Origin of the sequence: Geomonas anaerohicana (assembly GCF_016458305.1) — a bacterium.
GTDB classification, from domain to species: Bacteria; Desulfobacterota; Desulfuromonadia; order Geobacterales; family Geobacteraceae; genus Geomonas; species Geomonas anaerohicana.
Genome location: NZ_JAEMHL010000004.1, coordinates 59,975 through 82,112 on the forward strand (window position 1 = coordinate 59,975; position 22,138 = coordinate 82,112).

Sequence of the window (22,138 nt, forward strand, 5' to 3'; positions counted from 1 at the left end):
AGGATGAAAAATAGCCCGCTACCTGATGCTCTTCAACAGTGTGCTGATGCCGGCGGAGTGGGCGTGGCAGATGGCCACGGCCAAGGCGTCGGAGGCATCCTCCTGCGCCACCTCGGGGAGGTTCAAGAGCGCCTTGATCATCTGCTGCACCTGGGTCTTTTCGGCGCGGCCGGTCCCCACCACCGCCTGCTTCACCTGCATGGCGGTGTACTCGTGCACCGGCAGTCCCACGTTGACCGCTGCGACGATGGCGGCGCCGCGGGCCTGCCCCAGTTTCAGCGCGCTCATGGCGTTCTTGGCCAGGAACACGTCTTCCACCGCCACCACTTCCGGCTGGTACTCGGCGATGATCGCGGAGAGGCCGGTGAAGATCTTCTCCAGTCGCTGCGGGAAGTCCTTGGCGCTCTGGGTGAAGATGGCGCCGTTGTCGATGTGGACCAGGCGGTTGCCCTGTTTGGAGATGAGGCCGTAGCCGGTCTTGCGGGAGCCGGGGTCGATGCCGAGAATGATCATGTCAAAACCTTCGATTTAATAAAAAAAGCGCGGGGAATGCCCGCGCTCTTAGTACCACAAAACAACACGCTTTTGCTACATCATCTTTTCCATGTCCTCGGCGGAGATGTCGAAGTTGGCGTAGACGTTCTGGACGTCGTCGTTGTCCTCGAGACGGTCCATCAGCTTCAGCATGTTCTCGGCGTTCTTGCCTTCCAGTTTGACCATGGTCTGCGGGATCATGGTGATCTCGGCGGACTCCGGTTTGAAGCCTGCCGCCTCGAGCGCGGTCTTCACCTGGTGGAACGCGGTCGGGTCGGTCAGTACCTCGTACTGCTCGTCTTCATCGGCGACGTCGTCGGCACCGGCCTCGATGGCGGCTTCGAAGAGCTTGTCGAAGTCGGTGCTCTTCGGGTACACCAGGAGCCCCTTCTTGTCGAAGAGCCAGGAGACGCAGCCGGTCTCGCCCATGTTGCCGTTGCACTTGGAGAAGGTGCTCCTGACATCGGAAACGGTGCGGTTGCGGTTGTCGGTCATGACCTCCACCAGCACCGCGGTGCCGCCCGGACCGTACCCTTCGTAGGTGGTCTCCTCGTAGTTCACCCCTTCCATCCCGCCCACGCCCTTCTTGATGGCGCGCTCGACGTTGTCCTTGGGCATGTTCTCGCCCTTTGCCTTATCGATAGCAGTCCTCAGGCGCGGGTTCCCATCCGGGTCGCCACCGCCGAGCTTAGCGGCAACGGTGATTTCCTTGATCAGCTTGGTGAATATCTTGCCGCGCTTGGCATCCGCGGCGCCTTTCTTGTGCTTGATGGTACTCCATTTATTATGGCCTGACATGATCTGCTTCCTTTCCGATCAGTTTGTGAATGAAACGCGAAATACTAGCACGGCCAAAAGAGTGTTGTAAAGTGGGAAAATGGCAGTTAAACTGTGTCGCTGGACCCGCATCGATCGGAGATTCAACTCCAACAGGGAGAGATCATGAACCTGTTTTACCGGACACTGAAAGGTTTGTCGCCTCTGCTTTTGCTGTGCCTCATGCTGTCTGCCGTCGGCTGCACCAAGGTGGTCCTGAGAAGGGATGCCCCGCCGATACTGGCACAAGACGAAGTGCTGCGTCCCTACAAGAAGGTCGGGACCATCGAGGTGCACCGCGTGCGCTACGGCGACAAGGAGGATCTCACCCCTGCCGATTACAGCTGGGCCAACGACGCCCTGCGCGCGGAGGCGGCCAAGATCGGAGCCGACGCCGTGATCCTCCCCGAAGTCAAAGTGGAGATGGACACCTACATCTTCTTTCCCAAAAGCGAAATCACCGCGCGCGGGACTGCCATAAAATTCCGCTGACTTTTTCCTCCTCCTGAGAGAATTCCGTTGATAAAGGGCGCACATTTTTGAGATAGTGTGCGCCGTATACACTATCGTGGCCGGGTGACTCGGCTGCCATGAATTCAATCGATACAGGAGGAAGGCCATGAAAGCGGTACTGATGGAAGGTTTCGGCGGCGTCGAGGTGCTCAAGGTGGGCGAGGTGGACAAGCCCACCCCCAAGGAAAACGAGGTGCTGATCAAGGTGTACGCCACCTCGATCAACCGACCCGACCTGGTGCAGCGCGAGGGGAAATATCCCCCCCCGCCCGGCGATTCCGAAATCCTCGGGCTCGAAGTAGCCGGCGTCGTCGAGGAACTGGGCGCGGGCGTTACCGGGTGGAAGGTGGGTGACCGCGTGGTGTCGCTGGTGGGCGGCGGCGGTTACGCCGAGTACGCCGTGGCCTACGCCAACCACCTCATGCCGATCCCGGAAACGGTCAGCTTCGAGGAAGCCGCCTGCATCTGCGAGTCCTACATCACCGCGTTCCTCAACGTGTTCATGATCGGCGGGCTCGAAGACGGCCAGACCGCGATCCTGCATGGCGGCGGCGGGGGCGTCAATACCGCGGCGATCCAGCTCTGCAAGGCTTTGACCCCCAACGCCAAGCTGATCGTCACCGCTTCCCCCGAGAAGCTCGAGCGGGTCAAGGAACTGGGTGCCGACCTGGTGATCAACTTCCGCGAGACCCCGGACTTCAGCGAGGCGGTCAAGGAGTTCACCAACAAGAAAGGCGTGGACGTCATCCTGGACCACGTCGGCGCCAAGTATCTGGCCCCCAACATGAACTCACTGGGCTACAAGGGGAGGCTGGTCGTCATCGGGGTCATCTCCGGCATCAAGGCCGAGCTGAACCTCGCGCTCATGATGGTGAAGCGTCAGCAGATCATCGGCAGCGTGCTCCGCTCCCGCCCGGTTTCCGAGAAGGGTGAGATCGCCGCCGAATTCGTGCGTCGCGCCATGCCCAAGTTCGCCGACCGCACCATCGTACCCATCATCGAGAAGGTGTTCCCCATCGACCAGGTGGTCGAGGCGCACCGCATGATGGAAGAAGACAAGCACTTCGGCAAGATCGTGCTGAAGATAGCGCAATAAACCAAAGCCAGAAGCGGAACACAGAGGACACAGAGGAGCACGGAGGACACAGAGAAAAAGACGTGAAGGTTTAAAACCCGTTTCACGTTTTTCCTCTGTGCCCTCTGTGGACCTCCGAGACCTCTGTGGTAACGCTTTTGGTTTCCAATCAAAGGAGAGTACCGTAACAGGATGGAAGCTTATTCGGATTTTTTCTTCACCGTGTGGATCAGGTTCTTCTTCCTGCTCACCCCCTTCTTCGTACTCTCCACCTTCCTGGCCATGACCCCGGAGCTCACCGCCCGTGAGCGGCGCTCGACCGCCGTCAGGGTGACCCTCGCCGTCATGGTCGCCTGCTTCGTCCTGTACTCCTTCGGCAACACCCTGTTCTCCCTGTTCGGGATCACACTCGACTCCTTCCGGATCGGCGCCGGAAGCCTGCTCTTTCTCTCTGCGGTGCACATGGTGCACGGCGACGACAGCGCGCCCCCCAGCGAAAAGCGCGATGCCATCTCCGTGGTGCCCCTGGCGATTCCGGTCACGGTCGGCCCCGGGACCACCGGCGCCCTCCTGGTCATGGGCGCCGAGGTGCAGCACAACTGGCAGGTCTTCGTGGGGCTCGCCGCGCTCGCCATGGCCGTCTTGTGCGTCGGCATCCTCTTGGTCTGCGCCTCCTTCATCGAGCACATCGTCGGCAAGAAGGGGATCACCATCTTAAGCAAGCTGACCGGTCTCTTCGTCGCCGCGCTCGCCGCCCAGATCGTCTTCACCGGCGTCAGGAACTTCCTGAAGATCGGCGCGTAGAACCTTACCAGCGTTACCGCTTTTAACCGCAGGCGCGGGCGGCCCTTTGTGGGAACTTCGATTTTTCTGAATGTGTTCGGTTTAATTTCGGGTTGACTTGTCGACCCGTTTCACGCTATGTTCCACGTCGCCTCACCTGTCCTGCAGTCTGACTGTCAGCCAAATTCCGGTGCGGCGTGATCATCCTGGAGCCGGGCTGAAAACAATGGTGAACAGCAAAAAGGTAAAAGTTGCGGCCGCGTACGCCGTCATCTTCTTCCTGGTCTTCGCAGGCATGAGGATAGCCCTCCTCGACCGCTCCCCGGGACCCAAGCCCAAGCCGCGGGCGGTCCTCAATCTGACCGTCCAGAAACAAGCCTCCGCCTCCAACTGCAGCGACGCCTGCCCGGTCCACGCCATCGACGGCGAATTCCACCACCACTGTCTCAGCGAGCCGGTCCCGGACTTCACCGCCTTTACCCGCCTCGTGGCTGCTCATAGCGAAGGCCCCTACACAGCAACCCTTCCTGGTCGTTCTCCACCCGCCTGCTGATCCCCTGACTCGCAAACCGGCGCCCCCGCCTTTCCCTGTCGCATTCGCTACAAGGCTGGAACGCCCCTTTTCTGCGCCCATAGTGCGTCCTGTGCTGCCCGATCCAGTCCATGCGGCTGAGCCGTCATGTCTTGTCGCGCGCTCGGGAGCCTTGCCACGTCCTCTTGCAAGGGACTGCGTGAAAGAGTGCCATGCCCCTCATATCCATCGTCATACCCGTCTTCAATGCCGAGAAGACCATAGCCCCGCTGTGTCAGGCCCTGGTCTCTCAACTCACGGAGCACTATAGGCTCGAGATCGTGCTGGTGAACGATTACAGCCGCGACGGCTCCGATTCTGTCTGCCGCCAACTCCACAGCGAATGGCCGGAGACGGTGACCTACCTCTCCCTGTCGCGCAATTTCGGCGAACACAACGCGGTGATGGCCGGGCTGAACCAGGCCCGCGGTGATTACGTCGTTATCATGGATGACGACTTCCAGAACCCGCCCGCGGAGGTGCCCAAGCTGCTGGCCGCGATCGCCAAGGGGTACGACGTCGTCTACTGCCAGTATCCGGAAAAAAGCGACCACTGGTTCCGCAACCTGGGCAGCTATCTGAACGGCACCCTCGCCCGCGTCACCCTCGACAAGCCGGCCAGCCTCTACCTTTCCAGCTTCAAGGTGATGAACCGCTTCCTGGTGGACCAACTCGTTGCACACAAGAGCCCGAACGTCTATCTCGACGCTCTCATCCTGCGCAGCACGCGTAACATCGGCACCGTCCAGGTGCGGCATGACCCGCGCCGCGAAGGGAGGTCCGGTTACACGATCAAGAAACTCATCGACCTGTGGGGCAACGTGTTCGTTAGCTATTCGCTGATACCGCTGCGCCTGCTGGCGATGGGGGGAGCGGTGCTGACCCTTTCCGGAATCTATTCCGTCTCTGCCATGCTGATCCGGGGCTGGCTTCCCATGCTGAGCGACCCAAGCGACATCGAATCGGTGAACTCCATCACCATGTTCTTCCGCGGTGTCCAGTTGCTGGCCACGGGGGTCGTCGGCGAGTACGTGGGGCGCATCTACCTCAAGCTGAACCAGGAGCCGCAATTCATCGTCAGGGAAACCTGGGCCGCGGGGAGGGAGCGCAATGGCAGCTAACATGAGCGCCGCGATGCTGGCGGCAGGGGGCAGCGTACCCGCCGATCACGCCGCAGGGGTGGCCGCCTCCCGAAGCGGCGCCTTCGCACTGCACGGCGACGCCTTCGTCGACCGGTGGATCACCGCGGCGCGGGAGAAGTGCTCCCTCAGCAACATGCAGGTGCCGCTGGAGGCGGTGCAGGGGTGGCATAGGGAAGCTGGCACCGGCAACATCCACCACGATGGCGGTCGCTTCTTCAGCGTCATGGGGGTGCACGTCCGGCACCGGGTGGGGCATCACCAGCTGGAATGGGACCAGCCCATTATCGAGCAGCCCGAGGTGGGGATTCTGGGCATTCTGGCCAAGTACATCGAAGGCACGCTCCACTTCTGCCTGCAGGCCAAGGAGGAACCGGGCAACGTGGGAGGTGTCCAGCTTTCCCCGACGGTCCAGGCCACCTACAGCAACTACACCGGAGCCCACGGCGGAGCGAGACCGCTCTTCATCGAAACCTTCGTCGAGCCCGACCCCGCCCGGCGGCTGTTCGCCCGCCTGCAGACCGAGGATGGCGGCCGGTTCCTGTACAAGTCCAACCGCAACATGATCATCCTCGCCGGGGATGAGGTGCCGGTGGAGCTCCCCGAGGGGTTCATCTGGCTGACACTGCGCCAGATCGCCTCCCTCATCCGTCGGGACAACCTGGTCAATGCCTGCACGCGCAGTATCCTGGCCTGCCTCGTCGGCGCCGGGAACACGGGGCAACCGGACGCCGCAGCCGGGCGGGAGGGGTTGCGCGACGCGCTGCAGTGGCTGGACGACCGACGGGCGATGACGCATATGCTGACCAGGCGCATCGGGTTGAACGATCTGCGGGAATGGCGCCTGGACGGAAAAGGCTACTTCTCCCATGTTTCCAGCTCTTTCTTCAGGATCGTGGGACTGCAGGTCTCCTCGCAAACCAGGGAGGTGGGGGCCTGGGGACAGCCGATCATCGAGAACCCCGCCCCCGGGATCATCGGGCTGCTGCTGCGCGAGGGACCCCACGGGCCGGAACTGCTGATGCAGGCCAAGGCCGAGGCCGGCAACCGCACTACGGTCCAACTCGGTCCCACCGCCCAGTTCACCCAGGGCAACTACGAACGCAACGCGAAGCTGGAAAAGCCCTTCCTGTTCGAGGAGTTCACCGCGCCCGGCCGCTTCCCGCTGGTACACGAGAGCCGCCAGGCTGAGGAGGGGGCGCGTTTTTACCGGGAATACAACCTGCACCGCATCCTGATGCTTCCCGAGGGGACCGAGCTGGTGCTGCCGGCCGACTACCGCTGGCTCACGATGCGCCAGGTGCTGGTGCTGGTGCACCTGGGTGAACAGGTCAATTCGTGTGCGCGGAGCATCATCTCGTGCCTTTTGTGAAGAGCGAACCGGTGCCGGAGCGTGAGATGGCGGAGGAGGGAAGACGCGATGCCGGGCATGAATCATACCGTCCGCTACTGGGACTATCTTGGAGAGTACACGCCTCGCCGCGAGGAGTACCTGGGCGCGGTGGACCGTGTCTTTTCCTCCGGCCGGCTGGTGCTGGGGCAGGAGGTGGCGGAGTTTGAAAAGGGGCTGGCGGCCTACAGCGGGGCCGCCTTCGCCGTCGGGGTCAATTCCGGGACCGATGCCATCGTCCTGGCCTTGAAGGCTTTGGGAATAGGGGCGGGGGACGAGGTGATCACCGTCTCCAATACCGCCGTTCCGACCGTGGCCGCGATCCGCGCCAGCGGTGCGACCCCGGTATTTGTCGACGTCGAGGAGGACACCTACCTCATGGATGTCTCCCTCGTCGAGGCCGCCGTCACCACGCGCACCCGGTGCCTGCTGCCGGTGCACCTGTGCGGGCAGATGGTGGACATGGCGCCGCTGCGTGACATCGCGGCGCGGCGGGGGCTGCGGGTGGTGGAGGACTGTGCCCAGTCCTGTGGCGCCGCCTACGGCGAGGAGCGGGCCGGCAGCATCGGTGACGTGGGCGCCTTCTCGTTCTATCCCACCAAGGTCCTGGGGGCGTTCGGCGATGCGGGCGCCGTGACCACCTCCGACCCGGAACTCGCCGCGCGGCTCAGGCGGCTGCGCTTTTACGGCATAGAGCAGGGATACCACGCCGAGGAGGAGGGGTACAACTCGCGGCTGGACGAGGTGCAGGCGGCGATCCTGAACCTGAGGCTTCCCGGGATCGAGGCGGCCGCGTCGGCGCGGCGCGACATCGCCCGCATATACGATGAGGGGCTGGCCGGAGTGGGAGACGTGGGCCTTCCCGCCGTCGGCCGCGACTGTCGGCACCAGTACTACCTGTACACGGTGCGCACCCGGCGCCGGGATCGGCTGATGGAGTTCCTCGCCAAAGAGGGGATCGAGACCAAGATCAACTACCCGCACCCGGTGCACCTGATGCGGGGGTACTGCGCGCTCGGGTATCGGGACGGGGACCTGCCGGTCACCGAGCGCCTGGCCCGAACCATCCTCTCCCTTCCCATCTACCCGGAGCTCCCCAGGCGCCACGCCGAGAGGGTGGTCGAGGCGGTGCGGCGCTTCTTTTCGGGGGGGCGATGAACCCTTCCGAGTACCGGGTCATGTTCGAGGCGGAGGATACGCACTGGTGGTACGTGGGACTGCATGAACTGGTCCTTGCCCACGTGACGCGGGAAGCGGAGCGCCTGGGGCGGCCTTTGCGCATCCTCGATGCCGGCTGTGGCACCGGCAGGCTGTGCCAGCTTCTGGCCCCTTTAGTCCACGTGCAGGGGGTGGATGCGTCGCCGGAGGCGATCCGCTACAGCAGCCGGCGCGGCGTAGCGGCGCAACGGGGGGACCTGAACGCCCTGGAACTGGAGCCGGCGTCGTACGACGTGATCACCTGCATCGACGTCCTCTATCACGCGGGGGTGCGCAGCGACGTGGAGGTGATGAAGGCGTTTTGTGCGGCGCTGCGGCCGGGGGGGATGCTGGTACTCAACCTGGTCGCCCTGGAATGGCTGCGCAGCTCCCACGACGTCGCGGTCCACACCCGCGAACGCTACGACGAGCGGACCCTGCGCACGAGGCTCGCCGCGGCGGGCTTCCACGTCGAGCTCCTTACCTTCCGGGTGGGCCTCTTGTTTCCCTTGATAGCGTCGTACCGGCTGCTGCGGGGGCGGTGGGGGCGCCGCAAGGGGGGCGAGTCTGACGTGGCGCTTCCTTCGCCTTTCGTGAACGCGCTCCTCGTGCGGGTCATGCGGGCGGAGAACGCCGTGCTGCGCAGGGTGAGGCTCCCCATCGGTTCATCGCTTTTTGCCATCGCCCGAAAGGGTGAGGCGGGACAGGAGAAACTATGAAGAAGCGGAAAAAAGCGGCAAGAACGGGGGCGGCGCCCCACGGTCCGGCGGCGCCGGAGCAGGCAGAGGAGCTGAACCTGCGGCGCGACCCCCTGGTCCATGTCCTGCTGGTCCTGGCGATCGGTTTCGCCGTCTACTCAAACATCATCTGGGCCCCCTTCGTCTTCGACGATCAGCCGTTTCTGGCCGGCAACCCGCTGATCAAGGATTTCGGTTTCTTCACCGATCCGCAACGGGTGTTCGCGCTCCCGGTCAACCCCGACCTCAAGAACAATTTCATGCTGCGCCCGGTCGCCTATTTCACCTTCGCGCTCAACTACGCCCTGCACGGCCTGGACGTGGGCGGTTATCACGTGGTCAGCCTCCTGCTGCACCTGGTCAACGCCCTGCTCGTGTACCTGCTCGTGTGGCTCACCCTGCGGACGCCGGTATTGCGGATGGAAGAGGGGGGGGAGGACGACCACCCTGCGGAGCGTTTCTACTATCTCCCCCTTGCCTGCAGCCTGTTGTTCGCCTGCCACCCGCTGCAGACCCAGGCGGTCACCTACGTGATCCAGCGCTTCGTTCCTCTGGTCGCCCTGTTTTACATCGGTGCGCTGGTCCTCTATGTCGCCGGCCGGCTCGCGGCGGGCAAGGCCTCCCGCAACGGATTGTACCTGGCATCCCTGCTCGCCTGCGTGCTGGCCATGAAGACCAAAGAGAACGCCTTCACCCTGCCGGTGCTGATACTGCTGTACGAATGGGTCTTTTTCCGCGGCGCGTTCACCGCCCCCCGCCTGCTCCGGCTGCTTCCCTTCGCGCTGACCATGGCCATCATCCCGGTCAAGCTGATGCAGCTCTCCTCGGTGGCCGCCACGGCCCAGGGGGGTAAGGTCGCGGGCGCGGTCAACCTGGTCAACTTCAAGCAGGTCTCCTCCTGGGAGTACCTGATGACCCAGTTCGGCGTCGTCGCCACGTATCTGAGGCTTCTGCTGCTGCCGGTGGAGCAGAACTTCGACTACGACTACCCGCTGCAAAAGACGCTGCTGGCCCCGGCCGTGCTGCTTCCGTTGGCTCTTCTCCTGGCTGTCGCCGGGATAGGCGCCTGGCTCCTGTACCGGTCGCGGGGCCGCCGCGGGGCCGCCTGCGCCCCGCTCGCCCTCGCCGGCTTCGGCATCTGGTGGTTCTTCATCACGTTGAGCGTGGAGTCGAGCGTGGTCCCCATTGACGATCTGATCTTCGAGCACCGTGCCTACCTCCCGTCGGTCGGCTTTTTCATCGCGGCAGTCACCGGTATCTTTGCTCTTTTGCCGCGGCGGGCAGGGGAGCCGCTGGGGACGTCGCGCCCGGCGGTGGCAGCCTTGGCCCTGCTGGTCACGGTAAGCGCGGGGGCTGCCTACGCGAGGAACACGGTGTGGGAGACGCCTGTTTCGCTCTGGCGCGACAACGTGCGCAAGAGCCCGCAGAAGGCGCGATCCCATTTCTCGCTTGGGGTGGCGCTGGCCGACACCCTGCCCCCCTGGCACACCGATGACGTCAACCTCATGCTGCTGCCCATGGACGCCAGACAGAACGAGGTACTGGGCGAGGTGGTGCGCGAGTTCCAGACCGCCGCCAGGCTCGACCCGCAGTCCGGGGCCACCTACACCTTCCTGGGGGGGGCGCTGCTGGTTCAGAAGCGGTACCGGGAGGCGACCGATGCCCTGGTCCGCGCCGCCGCGCTCGAGCCGCGGGACGCCCGCCCCACCGCTTTCATGGGGCAGGTCCTGGAGGCCCAGGGGGATCTGGCGGGCGCGCGCCGCAAGTACCAGGAAGCCATCGCCCACGAACCATCCGCCCAGTACGCGCACCTTTTCCTGGCGCTGCTTCACCTCCGGGAGCGCAGGCATGCCGAGGCGCTGGCAGAATTTGAAACCGCGTATGCCCTCTCTCCCCGTGCCGACCTGATAGCCACCATAGCACGGCTGCGGGACGTGGCGGGGGTGCGGTGAGGGCGAGGGGGTGTGAACCCAGCCATTATCACCACGTAAAAAGGGGGGCCGTTTACCGGCCCCCCTTTGTCTTTATCCCTTCTATCCCCTTCGTCCCTGTTACAGGCTCAACTCCGCGTGTCCGTTGCACAGCCTCTCGCGCTCGGCGATGACGTCGGCGTCCTCCAGGTAGTCGTCGAAGTTCATGTCGCGGTCGATGATGCCGGCCGGGGTGATCTCGATGATCCTGTTGGCCACGGTGGAGACGAACTCGTGGTCGTGGGAGGCGAACAGCACCACCTCGGTGTAGGAGATGAGGCCGTTGTTGAGAGCGGTGATCGACTCCAGGTCCAGGTGGTTGGTCGGCTCGTCCAGGATGAGCGCGTTGGCGCCGGTCAGCATCATCCTGGAGAGCATGCAGCGCACGCGCTCACCGCCGGAGAGGACGCTGGTCTTCTTGGTCGCCTCGTCGCCGGAGAAGAGCATCCTGCCCAGGAAGCCGCGTGCGAAGCTTTCCCCTTCCGTCGGCGGGGAGTACTGCAGCAGCCACTCGATCAGGTTCATGTCGCCCTTGAAGTAGTCGCCGTTCTCCTTGGGGAAGTACGCGTTGGTGATGGTGACGCCCCAGCGGAAGGTCCCCGCGTCCGGCTCCAGCTCGCCTGCCAGGATCTGGAACAGGGTGGTCTTCGCCTGCGAGTTGCTCCCGACGAAGGCGATCTTGTCGCCCTTTCTCACGATCAGGTCCAGGTCCTTGAAGAGCTGTACCCCGTCCACGGTCTTGGAGAGCCCTTTCACCTCGAGGATGATGTCGCCGCAGGGGCGCTCCGGCTTGAACACCACCCAGGGGTACTTGCGCGAAGAGATGGGCATGTCCTCGATGGTCAGCTTCTCGAGGAGCTTCTTCCTGGAGGTCGCCTGCTTGGCCTTGGAGGCGTTGGAGGAGAAGCGCTGGATGAACTCCTTCAATTCGGCGGCCTTGTCCTGGACCTTGCGCGCCTCGTCCTGGCGCTGCTTCAGGTTCAGCTGGCTGGCCTGGTACCAGAAGTCGTAGTTGCCGACGTAGACCTGGATGCGGCCGAAATCGATGTCGGCAATGTGGGTGCAGACCTGGTTCAGGAAGTGACGGTCGTGGGAGACGACGATCACGGTGTTGTTGAAGCGGTACAGGAAGTCCTCGAGCCACGCGATCGACTTCAGGTCCAGGTGGTTGGTCGGCTCGTCCAAAAGGAGCACGTCGGGGTTGCCGAACAGGGCCTGTGCCAGGAGTACGCGCACCTTCTCGCCCGCTTCCAACTCCTTCATCAGCTTGCCGCGCAGTTCCTCGGGGATGCCCAGGCCGTTCAAGAGCACTGCCGCCTCGCTCTCCGCCTCGTACCCGTTCATCTCGGCGAAGTCACCTTCGAGCTCGGCGGAACGGATGCCGTCCTCTTCGGTGAACTCGGCCTTGGAGTAGATGGCTTCGCGCTCCGCCATCACCTCGTACAGCTTCTTGTGCCCCATGATGACCGTGTTGAAGACGGTGTACTCGTCGTAGGCGAACTGGTCCTGCTTGAGCACGGCGATCCTTCCCTTGCCGACCGAGATCTCGCCCTTGTCGGCATCGATTTCGCCGGAGAGGATCTTCAGGAAGGTCGACTTGCCGGCGCCGTTGGCGCCGATGAGGCCATAGCAGTTGCCGGGGGTGAACTTTATGTTTACGTCCTTGAACAGCACCCTCTTCCCGTAGGAAAGGGTGACGTTTGATGCGCTGATCATGCTTGCTCCTTCTGTGCAAAATGAAAAGACCACAGGATAGCCTGTGGTCGTGAATCTGGTACTTATACCATTGCTGCAACTGGCTGAGCAACGTCTTTTTTCTGTTGTGACACGATTTTAACGGTGCCGTCGGTCCATTACGGCGCTGTCGCTTTTCTTATAAAAAAATGCTAAAGTCAGGCCCACCGCTGTCGAGGAGACAACAGATGCCTGTCCCGGTGCTCCGCCCGTTGTCAAAGCGGCGCCTGGAGGCCGTGCACTCCATGGAGCATACATGAAGATAATCGACAAGATGAACTGCAACGGGCAGTTCATCTCTTTGGAATTCTTTCCGCCCAAAAACAAGAGCGAGTGGCCCGGGTTTTTCCAGGTGGTCGACCGCCTGACCCAGCTCAAGCCGCTCTTCGCCTCGGTCACCTACGGTGCCGGCGGCAGCACCAGGGGGGACACCCTCGAAATCGTAAGTCGGCTGAAAAACGAGCACGGCCTGGACGCCATGGCGCACCTGACCTGCATCGGCGCCTACCGCGGCGATCTGCAGCTGTTCCTGGACAGCCTGGCCGAGGCCGGGGTGAACGATGTCCTGGCCCTGCGCGGCGACCTTCCCAAGGACGCGCCCCCCGAGTTCTCCGCCTGCCGCACACTCTTGCATGCCTCCGACCTCGCCGCGTTCATCAAGGAGTCGCATCCCGGCATGGGGATCGGCGTGGCGGGGTATCCCGAGGTGCACCCCGAGGCGGTCGATGCCGAACACGATCTCTCCTACCTGAAACTGAAGCTGGACCAGGGGGGCGACTTTGCCATCACCCAGCTCTTTTTCGACAACGCACTCTACTTCGATTTCGTCGCCAAGGCCCGTTCCATCGGCATTGACAAGCCTATCATTCCCGGTATCATCCCCGTGGTGAGCCTCAAGGTGATACAGCGCATCATCTCCCTGTGCGGGGCGACCCTCCCGCCGGCCTACCTGGCCGAGCTGGAGGCGGCCGACCGCAAAGGTGGCGCGGCCGCCGTCCAGGAGGTGGGCGTGGCCCACGCGCGGAGACAGGCCGAGGAGCTTTTGGCCGCCGGCGTTCCCGGAGTCCACATCTACACGCTGAACCGGGACCAGGCGGTGCTCGATCTGGTGCAAGGACTGCTACCGTAGGACCTGCAATGCAATTCCATTACATGCGGCTGTCTCGCCGCTGCAAGGGGGGAAGGTGAACAAGTCACTGCTTTTCCTGCTGCTCGGCGCGCTCATCGTCTGCGCGCTTCCCTCTCGGCTTCTCGCCGACTATTACAACTACACCGACAACCGCGGCGTCGTCCACATGACCAACAAGCTGCAGGCGGTCCCTGCCAAGTACCGCGCCACTATGAAGGTGACCCGTGAAGAGCCGAAGAAGCAGCCTGCCGCCCAGGCCCCGGAGGCGACGGAACAGGCCCCGGCAAGCCAGTCGCTGCAGCAGGAGGCGCCGGCGCCCCAGCCGGGAGGGTTTGCACAGCTGGCCTCGCGCCATGCCTGGCTCAAGCCGCTGCTGATCGTTGCCGTCATCGTCGGCCTGTTCGTCGCGGTCTGCAAACTCACAACCTTGATCCCCTCGCCCATGCTCTCCAGGGTGATCTACATCTCCTTCTTCGTCGGCGTCATGGTCTTTCTCTACAAGACCTACGTCGATTACATGGTCGCGAGCAGCATGAGGATCAAGGAGCGTGCGGTCACCATGATGAAGAAATCCTCCAACCGCGAATTGCCCGATCCGGCCGCCGCAGCCCCGGGTGAGTCTCGGGCGATACCGATGCCAGCTTCTGATTCAATGAACCGGCAGTGACGCCGGCTGCAGCACAACAAACCTAGGAGGGTGCCACAATGCTAGTACGAGACAGGATGACTCAAAACCCGATTACCATCATTCCCGACATCTCGGTTACCGAGGCGCTGCGACTGATGGGAGAGAAGAAGATCCGGCGCCTCCCCGTAGTAGACCGCTCCGGTCAGCTGGTCGGTATCGTCTCCGACCGTGACCTGTTCCAGGCCTCCCCGTCGCCGGCCACCTCGCTGGCCGTCTGGGAAATCCACGACCTCCTGGCGAAACTTACCGTGGAGAAGTGCATGGCCAGGGACGTCATCACCGTCTCCGAGGACACCCCGCTCGAGGAGGCGGCCCGCATCATGGTCGATCGCAGAATCGGGGGGCTGCCGGTAGTGAAAGAGGGCAAGCTGGTCGGCATCATCACCGAGTCCGACCTGTTCAACATCCTGCTCGAGCTCCTGGGCGGCCGCCGCAAGGGGGTGCGCCTCACCGTCGCCACCACCGGCGCCAAGGGGACCCTTGCCGACGTGACCAAGACCATCTACGAGGCCGGCGGCAACATCGTGGGCCTTGGCTTCAGCGAGGTCGACGGCAACCAGGCCGACACCTGGATCAACACCTTCAAGGTGCAGGGGGTGTCCAAGGAAAAGCTGGTGGAGGCGATCCGGCCGCACGTACGCGAGATCAAGGACGTGCGCGAGACGTCGTAACCCGGGGGGCGCCATGCACCTGATCCAGATACTGCTGCCGCTGTACGACAACGAGGGGAACCTGTTCACTCAGGACGAGTTTCTCAAGGTGCGCGACGAACTATCGGAGCGCTTCGGGGGCATCACCACCTACATGCGCTCTCCTGCCCGCGGGATCTGGAAGGAGACCAAGGAGACCACGGTCCATGACGACATCGTCATCTACGAGGTGATGACGAAAGAACTGGACCGGGCTTGGTGGAGGAAGTACCGGCAGCAGTTGACGGCCGACTTCCGCCAGGCGCTGCTCATCGTCAGGGCGAGCAAGGTGGAACTTCTTTAGTCGCGGGAACAGCAATGAAAAGAGGCCGGGTGGCAGTGCCACCCGGCCTCTTTCTTTTGTCGGAACCAAGCAGGATCAGAATCTTTCGAACTCGTCATCCATTTCCAGCTCTGCCCCCACCGCTTTGCCAAGGTGAACTGTGCCATTATGTGCCGTCCCGCTATGGCCAGCCGCTTTGGCTGTGGTCATCTGCTTGGTCGCCGACTTCCCGGTTGCCTTCGGCGTCTTCACGGTCTTGGTCCTGATCCTGCCGTCGTCCCCGATCTTGAAGAAGGCGATTGTGCTCTGCAACTGCTCGGCCTGAGAGGCGAGCTCCTCGGCGGTGGAGGACATTTCCTCGGAGGCGCTGGCGTTTTGCTGGATGACCTGGTCGAGTTGTTGAATCGCCTTGTTGATCTGCTCGGCGCCGGTGTCCTGTTCCCGGCTGGCGGCGCTGATCTCCTGTACCAGCTCGGCGGTCTTCTGGATGTCCGGGACCATCTTGGCCAGCAGTTCGCCCGCCCTTTCCGCTATGCTCACGCTGTTGGCGGAAAGCTCTGAAATTTCACCGGCAGCTTTCTGGCTGCGTTCTGCGAGTTTTCTCACCTCGCTTGCCACCACCGCGAAGCCTTTGCCGTGTTCGCCGGCACGGGCCGCCTCGATGGCGGCGTTAAGGGCCAGGAGATTGGTCTGGCGCGCGATCTCCTCGATGATGTTGATCTTGCTGGCGATTTCCTTCATGGCGTGGACAGTTTCCAGTACGGCCTTGCCGCCGTCCTTGGCGTCTTCAGCAGACTTGACTGCAATCTTCTCGGTCTGGATAGCGTTGTCCGCGTTCTGGCGAATATTGGAGGTCATCTGCTCCATGCTGGAGGAGGCTTCCTCGGCTGCGGCCGCCTGTTCGCTGGCCCCCTGCGACATCTCCTCGGAGCTGGAGGACAGCTCCTGGCTTCCCTGCGCCACGTAATCGGTGGCCGCCTTAACCTCGGTCACCACGTCTTTGAGCTTGTTCAGCATGGTGCTCATGGCGGCAAGCAGCTGCCCGGTCTCGTCCTTGGAGGTCTGGCCGATCTCGAATGTCAGGTCGCCGTCGGCCAGGCGGTTGGCGGTGTCGACCCCGACCTGCAGCGGCTTTTTGATACTGGACGTGACCAGGATACTTAGCGCGATGGCGAGCAGCACGGCAACGATGGAGATGGTGACCAGCAGGGAGACGACGCGCTGGGTTGCTTTCAAGACCATTCCTTTTTCCTGCTGCATGGCCTTGTTTCCTTCCTGGGCCAGCTCGACAGCAGTATTCTCCATCTTGTGGGTTTCATCCTTGAAAGCGGCAACGGCTGCGTTGGCCTCGGCCGGTGTCTTCAACTTGCCATCGAGAATGGAGCCGGCCACCTTCGCAAAGCCTGCCTTATAGAGGGCGAAGTTTTCTTTTATGATCTTGGTCTTTTCCACGTCTTCCTTGTCCCGCACCACCTTCTCCAGGTCCGCGACGCGTTCGGACGTCTTGCCCGCCTCCTCGTTCCACTTGGCGTAATACTCCTCGACCTTTTTAGCATCGGTGATGTTCAGGAATAGGTCCTTTTCGTAGCGTCTCATCCCCAATACGTTGGCCCGGGCCCTGGCGGCGTGCTCGGCGATCTTGGCTTCACCGTCCAAAACCGTAACCATGGTGTTTTCACCGTCTTTGACCCCCCAGTAACCGGTGCCGGCAACTCCCACCAACAGCAGGACCACGAGCCCGAAACTCAGCATCAACCTGGTACCGATCTTCATGTTCTTAAGCATTATTATTTCCCCCCTTAGGCAGAACGCCTATCTGTAACGTCTCAACTATCGGACGTATCGACTGCGGCGGCGAATAAACTATGGTCCTGTTGGAAGTGACGCTTTCGTAAGTTCCCGCGGACGTGTATCAGGCATGGTCAAAGCGTTGTCGCTTTTCCCGTGTGCTAATGTGAATATCGGTGGTAGTGGGATTTTCTTAAGGAAAGAATTGAGATCTTGGAGGGATGTGGTCACCTGTGCCCATTCCGCCATGGCACAGGGCGGGGCACCGCGGGGACAAAGAGCAGCACTGAGAGAAGGGAAAAATCTTGTGAGGGATGTGTGAGCGAAAGCCCCGGCCTTAATTCTGGCCGGGGGGCTCGTACTTGTAGCCGGCGCCGTAGATGGAGTGGATCAGTTCCTGGTCCGGTGCGACCGCGGAGATCTTCTTGCGCAGCTTCTTGATGTGGCTGTCGATGGTCCGGTCGCTCACGATGCGCTGGTCCGAATAGATGCGGTCCATCAGCTGCGTGCGGGAGTAGATGCGACCCGGGTTCAGGTAGAGAAAGTGCAGCAGTTTGAACTCGACTACGGTCAGGTCGAGGTCGTGCCCCTGCCACTGGGCGGAGTAGCGGTCCGGGTCGAGCGCCAGGCCGCCGGAGGAGGGTGCCGGCTGCTCCACGCTGCGGCGCAGCACGGTTTTTACCCGCGCCACCACCTCGCGGGGGCTGAAGGGCTTGCAGATGTAGTCATCGGCGCCAAGCTCCAGGCCGAGCAGCCGGTCGATCTCCTCCACCCGTGCCGTGATCATGATGATGGGGAGTTGCGAGAAGGTGCGTATCTCCTTGCAGATCTCCAGACCGTCGCGGCCGGGGAGCATCAGGTCGAGCAGCACAAGGTCGGGCTGCCGCTCGCGCACCCGCGGCACCACCTCGGTGCCGTTGGCGATCCAGACGGTCTCGAAGCCGGATTGCTTCAGGTAATCCCCCAACAGGCTGGCCAGTTTTTCCTCGTCCTCGACGATCATGATGGTCTGTGTCATGTCCTGCTCCCGGTAAGCGGCAGTTCTATCCTGATAAGCACGCCCCCCTTGGGGGAGGGGAGCGCCGCGATGGTCCCCTCGTGTGCCTCGACAATGTTCTTGCAGATGGCGAGCCCGAGTCCCGCGCCGCCCAGGGCCCGGTTCCTCGAATTCTCGACCCGGAACAGGCGGTCGAAAAGCCGGGCCAGTTCCTCCGGCTGCACGCCGGGAGCCGAGTCGGCGAATTCCACCACGGCCCTCCCGTCGTTGCGGGAGAGACGCACCGACAGCTCACCCCCCTGGTCCGTGTACTTGAGCGAATTGTCCAAAAGGTTGCTGAAAAGCTGGTTCAGGCGCACGCCATCGGCGAAGACGGTCAGTTCCTCGTCGGGGATCTGCTGCCGCAGGGCGATGTTCTTCTGGTGGAACTTGGCTGCAAACGGTTCCAGTGTATCTTCGAGGAGTTCGGCCAGGTCGACCAGTTCCTTCCTGTAGTTGAGGGCGCCGATATCGGACATGGAGATCTGGTACAGGTCTTCCACCAGCCGCCCCAGGTGCATCACTTCGGCGTGCAGCGACCGCATCGACTCGGGGCCCAGCGGGCGCACCCCGTCCTGCAGTGCCTCGATCTCGCCGCGCAGAATGGAAAGCGGCGTGCGCAGTTCGTGGGAGATGTCGGCTAGGTAGCGGCGCCGGGCCCGCTCGTTGTTTTCCAGGGAGAGGGCTAGGGTGTTGAAATCGCGGGCCAGCTGTCCCAGTTCGTCGCTGGATTGCACCGGCACCCGGGTGTCGTATTCGCCCGAGGCAAGCCGGTGCAGGGAGCCGGCGAGCCTCTTGATCGGCTCGACCAGGCGGTGCGCCAGCGGCAGCGAGAGCGCCGCAGACACGAGCAGCATCACGATGGCGACCAGCCCCATGGTGAGCTTCTGCTGCTGCACGAAGAGGAGCTGGTAGGTGTCGGTGAGCCGCTGTCTTGGTCGCAGCGCCAGGTACCCGATCACCTCGCCGTCGCTGGTCAGCTTCTTCACCTGTGCCGTGTCGAGGCTCCCCGGGGCTCCCTGGATCACGCGCTTGTCGGGGTCGAGCAGCACCACGCGCCCTTCGAAACGGTACAGGAAGCGCTGCGGCAGGTGCTGCCCCTGGCCGCTCAGGTTCATGAACCCGCGCCGTTCCATCATCCTGCGCTGGCCGGGCTCGGGCTCGCCGCCCTCGCGCCCTTCACGGGTTGCGGCGACCACCTCGAACCAGGTTGACGGCTCCTGCTCCAGGAACTCCCAACTGCCGCTACGGCTGTAGGACTGCTCCAGCACGTGGGCCAGGCGCTGCAGGCGGTCCTTTTCCATGGTGTTCACGTAGGCGAGAAAGCCGTGTCCGATGCTCCACTGCATGATGAGGAACATGGAAATGACCACCACTCCGGTTGCGGCCAGCATAGTTACAAACAGCCTGTACTTGATCTTTACCTTCATGACATCCACCGTTTAAGTCACTCGTACAGCTTTGTATTAACATAGTTGTGCTTAATGTGCCATTGCATCTTTCAGCGCGATGGAAATTCCACATTTGCTCCACAATTGTTCCTTATTGTACTGTTAGCTTGTATCTCACAGAATGAATGGAGCGGACCGCGAAGTCACGGCCGCCACAAACGAAGTACGGCAACGATCATCTGAAAGGAAGACGGCCTGAGGCCGCAAGGAGAAGATCATGAAAAAACTTATCGCACTGGCATTCGTCATCGTACTCGCCGCAGCTGCCACGGCTCAGGCACGGGTGGATTTCAGCGTCAATATCGGGGTGCCGGTCGCCGTCGCTCCGGTCCCGGTAGCCCCGCCGGCACCGGTGGTGTACCCCGCCCCGGTCGCCTACCCGCCACCTGCGGGCCCGGTAGCCTATGCCGAGCCCCCCAGCTTCATCTATTCGCCCGCCCTTGGTTTCTACGTCTCGGTGGGGCTCCCGTATGACGTGGTCTACATGGACAACAGCTACTACCAGTACCGCAATGGCTACTGGTATGTCGCCGGCAGTTACCGCGGACCGTGGACCTACGTGGCGCCGCGCTACCTCCCCTACGGGCTGCATCAGCACCGCTACGAGCAGATCCGCTACTACCGCGACCACGAATACCGCACCTACCTGAGCGACCGTGAGCGCTACCGCGGCAACTGGTATCGTCCGGTGGCCGAGCGCCGCGACGGGCGCTGGGGCGAGCGCAAGGATTACTACCGCGACGGCTACCGCAACGGCTATCGCGATGGGGCACGGGAAGATCGGCGGGATGACCACCGGGACGATCACCGCGATGACCGTCGGGACGACCGCCGCGACTACAGGGACCGCCACTGATCCCATGGCTGGCAACCTCCTCCCGCACCTGTGACCTCTGGGCTCTCCTCCTTCTCCCGGAGGGACAGGGGGGAGGGGGAAGCCTTTCCGACGGTAAAGCGCAGCATTAGATAAATTTGAGCCCTCTTTCCTCCCGTTTCGTGGTATAGTCCGATTCTCTAATGAGTCACAGACCCCATGGGCCTCTTGAGGCTTCTGGGGTTTTTTGTGGCGTCACACCAAGAAACAGGAGTATCAGTGGATTTCAAACAGTTTAACTTGCACCCCAAGGTCCAGGCGGGCGTAGAGGCCGTGGGCTACCAGGTCCCGACCCCCATCCAACTGCAGGCGATTCCCGCCGTTATCGCCGGCCAAGACGTGCTCGGCCTGGCCCAGACCGGCACCGGCAAGACGGCCGCCTTCGGTCTTCCCTTGCTGCACCGTCTGGCAGAAGGCATCCGCGGCCAGGTCCGCGCGCTCGTCCTCGCCCCTACCAGGGAGCTGGCCGAGCAGATCAACGAGTCGCTCAATGCCCTCGCGCAGCAGACCCGGCTGAAAAGCATCACGGTCTACGGCGGCGTCAACATCAACACCCAGATCAAGAAGCTCAAAGAAGGCGCCGACATCGTGGTCGCCTGCCCGGGACGCCTTCTGGACCACATCTCCCAGGGGACCGTGGATCTCTCCAAGGTCGAGGTCCTGGTCCTGGACGAGGCGGACCAGATGTTCGACATGGGCTTTCTCCCTGACGTGAGAAAGATCCTGCGCGCGCTCCCCGGCAAGAGGCAGAACCTCATGTTCTCGGCTACCATGCCCGACGACATCCGCCGTCTGGCGCACGAGATCCTGTGCCGCCCGGTCACCGTGCAGGTGAGCCGGACCGCCCCCGCGGCGACGGTCTCCCACGCGCTCTACCCGGTGGGGCAGCACCTGAAGACCCCGCTTCTCTTCGAACTCTTGAAGCACACCGACACCGAGAGCGTGCTCATCTTCACCAAGACCAAGCATCGCGCCAAGAGGGTGGGGGAGCAGCTGGAAAAGGCAGGGTACAAGGCCACCTCGCTGCAGGGGAACCTGTCCCAGAACCGCAGGCAGGCGGCGCTGGACGGCTTTAGAGACGGCACCTACCAGATCATGGTGGCCACCGACATCGCCGCCCGCGGCATCGACGTCTCGCTGATCTCGCACGTCATCAACTACGACATCCCCGACACCCCCGAGGCGTACACGCACCGCATCGGCCGCACCGGCCGCGCCGCCAAGACCGGCGACGCCTTCACCATGGTGACCGGCGAGGACGAGCAGATGGTGCGCAGCATCGAGCGCGTGCTCGGCGCCAAGATCGAGCGGCGCCGCGTGGAAGGGTTCGACTACACCGTGCCGGCGCCCAAAAAGGACGCCGAGTTTGCCCGCGCGCCGCGCGAGCCGCAGCGCAGGAAGCCGGCAGCTCCGGCGGCCGGCAAGCCCGCCGAGGCCAAGAGCGCGCAGGGGGCGGGTGGCAAGCCGGCGCAGCCCGGCAACCGCAACAACTCCGGCCCCTCCGGCGGCCCCGGCGGCAACCGCCACCAGTCCGGTCAGCGCCAGGGCGGTAACCGTCCCGCCGGCCAGGGGGCGGGTGAAGGGCAGCGCTCCGGCGCACAGCGTCCCGGCAACCACGCCGCCCGGCGCAGCGGCAGGTAGCGCCGCGGGAATTCCCGGCACAAAAGAGAAGGGGGAAAGTCGTTCGACTTTCCCCCTTTTTTATTGCTCTATTAGCGGGTAACAGCAGAAGGGACTGGCT

21 protein-coding genes are annotated in these 22,138 nt (G+C 62.9%); 15 read left to right on the top strand and 6 right to left on the bottom strand.

Going from position 1 to position 22,138, the window contains the following annotated elements; genetic code table 11:
• Positions 1 to 18: 18 nt before the first annotated feature.
• Positions 19 to 513 (bottom strand): crossover junction endodeoxyribonuclease RuvC, encoded by a 495-nt coding sequence (gene ruvC, locus JFN91_RS09370; protein WP_199388954.1) that lies wholly within the window; start codon positions 511 to 513, stop codon positions 19 to 21.
• 75 nt (positions 514 to 588) lie between these two features.
• Positions 589 to 1,332, bottom strand: a complete 744-nt coding sequence (locus JFN91_RS09375) for a YebC/PmpR family DNA-binding transcriptional regulator (RefSeq protein ID WP_183349474.1) — start codon at positions 1,330 to 1,332, stop codon at positions 589 to 591.
• A 144-nt stretch (positions 1,333 to 1,476) separates the two neighbouring features.
• Here JFN91_RS09375 and JFN91_RS09380 point away from each other — a divergent pair, with 144 nt between their 5' ends.
• From JFN91_RS09380 to JFN91_RS09420, 9 genes are all read left to right on the top strand, one after another.
• Complete coding sequence (locus tag JFN91_RS09380) at positions 1,477 to 1,842, top strand: hypothetical protein (protein ID WP_199388955.1); 366 nt, start codon at positions 1,477 to 1,479, stop codon at positions 1,840 to 1,842.
• Between the two features lie 127 nt (positions 1,843 to 1,969).
• Positions 1,970 to 2,959, top strand: coding sequence for an NAD(P)H-quinone oxidoreductase (locus tag JFN91_RS09385; RefSeq protein WP_199388956.1), 990 nt, complete (start codon positions 1,970 to 1,972; stop codon positions 2,957 to 2,959).
• Between the two features lie 171 nt (positions 2,960 to 3,130).
• Positions 3,131 to 3,742: a MarC family protein gene (locus JFN91_RS09390; RefSeq protein ID WP_199388957.1), complete on the top strand. Its 612-nt coding sequence runs from the start codon at positions 3,131 to 3,133 to the stop codon at positions 3,740 to 3,742.
• 205 nt (positions 3,743 to 3,947) lie between these two features.
• Complete coding sequence (locus JFN91_RS09395; protein WP_199388958.1) at positions 3,948 to 4,274, top strand: hypothetical protein; 327 nt, start codon at positions 3,948 to 3,950, stop codon at positions 4,272 to 4,274.
• Between the two features lie 191 nt (positions 4,275 to 4,465).
• Positions 4,466 to 5,413 carry a glycosyltransferase family 2 protein gene (locus tag JFN91_RS09400; protein WP_199388959.1) on the top strand — a complete coding sequence of 316 codons (948 nt, stop codon included), beginning with the start codon at positions 4,466 to 4,468 and terminating at the stop codon, positions 5,411 to 5,413.
• A complete protein-coding gene (locus tag JFN91_RS09405) occupies positions 5,403 to 6,803 on the top strand; it encodes an NDP-hexose 2,3-dehydratase family protein (protein WP_199388960.1) in 1,401 nt (466 codons plus the stop codon). Before JFN91_RS09400 ends, JFN91_RS09405 begins: the two co-directional genes overlap by 11 nt.
• A gap of 48 nt (positions 6,804 to 6,851) precedes the next feature.
• Complete coding sequence (locus tag JFN91_RS09410; RefSeq protein WP_199388961.1) at positions 6,852 to 7,979, top strand: DegT/DnrJ/EryC1/StrS family aminotransferase; 1,128 nt, start codon at positions 6,852 to 6,854, stop codon at positions 7,977 to 7,979.
• Positions 7,976 to 8,737 carry a class I SAM-dependent methyltransferase gene (locus JFN91_RS09415; protein WP_199388962.1) on the top strand — a complete coding sequence of 254 codons (762 nt, stop codon included), beginning with the start codon at positions 7,976 to 7,978 and terminating at the stop codon, positions 8,735 to 8,737. The genes JFN91_RS09410 and JFN91_RS09415 overlap by 4 nt, the downstream gene beginning before the upstream one ends.
• Positions 8,734 to 10,707, top strand: a complete 1,974-nt coding sequence (locus JFN91_RS09420) for a tetratricopeptide repeat protein (protein WP_199388963.1) — start codon at positions 8,734 to 8,736, stop codon at positions 10,705 to 10,707. The genes JFN91_RS09415 and JFN91_RS09420 overlap by 4 nt, the downstream gene beginning before the upstream one ends.
• 99 nt (positions 10,708 to 10,806) lie before the next feature.
• Here JFN91_RS09420 and JFN91_RS09425 read toward each other — a convergent pair whose 3' ends face one another.
• Entirely contained in the window at positions 10,807 to 12,441 is a 1,635-nt protein-coding gene (locus JFN91_RS09425) for an ABC-F family ATP-binding cassette domain-containing protein (RefSeq protein WP_199388964.1), read from the bottom strand.
• A 274-nt stretch (positions 12,442 to 12,715) separates the two neighbouring features.
• Between JFN91_RS09425 and JFN91_RS09430 the strand changes: the two genes are divergently transcribed.
• Genes JFN91_RS09430 through JFN91_RS09445 form a run of 4 tightly spaced genes read left to right on the top strand, consistent with a single transcriptional unit; the run spans position 12,716 to position 15,269 of the window.
• Positions 12,716 to 13,588: a methylenetetrahydrofolate reductase gene (locus tag JFN91_RS09430; protein ID WP_199388965.1), complete on the top strand. Its 873-nt coding sequence runs from the start codon at positions 12,716 to 12,718 to the stop codon at positions 13,586 to 13,588.
• A 55-nt stretch (positions 13,589 to 13,643) separates the two neighbouring features.
• Positions 13,644 to 14,255 (top strand): DUF4124 domain-containing protein, encoded by a 612-nt coding sequence (locus JFN91_RS09435; protein WP_199388966.1) that lies wholly within the window; start codon positions 13,644 to 13,646, stop codon positions 14,253 to 14,255.
• Between the two features lie 38 nt (positions 14,256 to 14,293).
• Positions 14,294 to 14,947 carry a CBS domain-containing protein gene (locus tag JFN91_RS09440; RefSeq protein ID WP_199388967.1) on the top strand — a complete coding sequence of 218 codons (654 nt, stop codon included), beginning with the start codon at positions 14,294 to 14,296 and terminating at the stop codon, positions 14,945 to 14,947.
• 13 nt (positions 14,948 to 14,960) lie between these two features.
• Positions 14,961 to 15,269: a hypothetical protein gene (locus tag JFN91_RS09445; RefSeq protein WP_199388968.1), complete on the top strand. Its 309-nt coding sequence runs from the start codon at positions 14,961 to 14,963 to the stop codon at positions 15,267 to 15,269.
• Between the two features lie 75 nt (positions 15,270 to 15,344).
• On the opposite strand, the gene JFN91_RS09450 is transcribed toward JFN91_RS09445, so the two are convergent.
• The 3 genes from JFN91_RS09450 to JFN91_RS09460 all read right to left on the bottom strand — a co-directional run bounded on the left by JFN91_RS09450 (position 15,345) and on the right by JFN91_RS09460 (position 19,502).
• Positions 15,345 to 17,033, bottom strand: a complete 1,689-nt coding sequence (locus JFN91_RS09450; protein WP_199388969.1) for a methyl-accepting chemotaxis protein — start codon at positions 17,031 to 17,033, stop codon at positions 15,345 to 15,347.
• Between the two features lie 340 nt (positions 17,034 to 17,373).
• Positions 17,374 to 18,054, bottom strand: coding sequence for a response regulator (locus JFN91_RS09455; RefSeq protein WP_199388970.1), 681 nt, complete (start codon positions 18,052 to 18,054; stop codon positions 17,374 to 17,376).
• Positions 18,051 to 19,502, bottom strand: a complete 1,452-nt coding sequence (locus tag JFN91_RS09460; protein ID WP_199388971.1) for an ATP-binding protein — start codon at positions 19,500 to 19,502, stop codon at positions 18,051 to 18,053. Before JFN91_RS09460 ends, JFN91_RS09455 begins: the two co-directional genes overlap by 4 nt.
• Before the next feature lie 238 nt (positions 19,503 to 19,740).
• On the opposite strand from JFN91_RS09460, the gene JFN91_RS09465 reads away from it, so the two are divergent.
• Positions 19,741 to 20,379 carry a hypothetical protein gene (locus JFN91_RS09465; protein ID WP_199388972.1) on the top strand — a complete coding sequence of 213 codons (639 nt, stop codon included), beginning with the start codon at positions 19,741 to 19,743 and terminating at the stop codon, positions 20,377 to 20,379.
• A 237-nt stretch (positions 20,380 to 20,616) separates the two neighbouring features.
• Positions 20,617 to 22,038, top strand: coding sequence for a DEAD/DEAH box helicase (locus JFN91_RS09470; RefSeq protein WP_199388973.1), 1,422 nt, complete (start codon positions 20,617 to 20,619; stop codon positions 22,036 to 22,038).
• Positions 22,039 to 22,138 lie beyond the last annotated feature (100 nt).

Coding starts and splice junctions, on each gene's coding strand:
- ruvC (WP_199388954.1), bottom strand. CDS start 513: ATGATCATTCTCGGCATCGACCCCGGCTCCCGCAAGACCGGCTACGGC.
- JFN91_RS09375 (WP_183349474.1), bottom strand. CDS start 1,332: ATGTCAGGCCATAATAAATGGAGTACCATCAAGCACAAGAAAGGCGCC.
- JFN91_RS09380 (WP_199388955.1), top strand. CDS start 1,477: ATGAACCTGTTTTACCGGACACTGAAAGGTTTGTCGCCTCTGCTTTTG.
- JFN91_RS09385 (WP_199388956.1), top strand. CDS start 1,970: ATGAAAGCGGTACTGATGGAAGGTTTCGGCGGCGTCGAGGTGCTCAAG.
- JFN91_RS09390 (WP_199388957.1), top strand. CDS start 3,131: ATGGAAGCTTATTCGGATTTTTTCTTCACCGTGTGGATCAGGTTCTTC.
- JFN91_RS09395 (WP_199388958.1), top strand. CDS start 3,948: ATGGTGAACAGCAAAAAGGTAAAAGTTGCGGCCGCGTACGCCGTCATC.
- JFN91_RS09400 (WP_199388959.1), top strand. CDS start 4,466: ATGCCCCTCATATCCATCGTCATACCCGTCTTCAATGCCGAGAAGACC.
- JFN91_RS09405 (WP_199388960.1), top strand. CDS start 5,403: ATGGCAGCTAACATGAGCGCCGCGATGCTGGCGGCAGGGGGCAGCGTA.
- JFN91_RS09410 (WP_199388961.1), top strand. CDS start 6,852: ATGCCGGGCATGAATCATACCGTCCGCTACTGGGACTATCTTGGAGAG.
- JFN91_RS09415 (WP_199388962.1), top strand. CDS start 7,976: ATGAACCCTTCCGAGTACCGGGTCATGTTCGAGGCGGAGGATACGCAC.
- JFN91_RS09420 (WP_199388963.1), top strand. CDS start 8,734: ATGAAGAAGCGGAAAAAAGCGGCAAGAACGGGGGCGGCGCCCCACGGT.
- JFN91_RS09425 (WP_199388964.1), bottom strand. CDS start 12,441: ATGATCAGCGCATCAAACGTCACCCTTTCCTACGGGAAGAGGGTGCTG.
- JFN91_RS09430 (WP_199388965.1), top strand. CDS start 12,716: ATGAAGATAATCGACAAGATGAACTGCAACGGGCAGTTCATCTCTTTG.
- JFN91_RS09440 (WP_199388967.1), top strand. CDS start 14,294: ATGCTAGTACGAGACAGGATGACTCAAAACCCGATTACCATCATTCCC.
- JFN91_RS09445 (WP_199388968.1), top strand. CDS start 14,961: ATGCACCTGATCCAGATACTGCTGCCGCTGTACGACAACGAGGGGAAC.
- JFN91_RS09450 (WP_199388969.1), bottom strand. CDS start 17,033: ATGCTTAAGAACATGAAGATCGGTACCAGGTTGATGCTGAGTTTCGGG.
- JFN91_RS09455 (WP_199388970.1), bottom strand. CDS start 18,054: ATGACACAGACCATCATGATCGTCGAGGACGAGGAAAAACTGGCCAGC.
- JFN91_RS09460 (WP_199388971.1), bottom strand. CDS start 19,502: ATGAAGGTAAAGATCAAGTACAGGCTGTTTGTAACTATGCTGGCCGCA.
- JFN91_RS09465 (WP_199388972.1), top strand. CDS start 19,741: ATGAAAAAACTTATCGCACTGGCATTCGTCATCGTACTCGCCGCAGCT.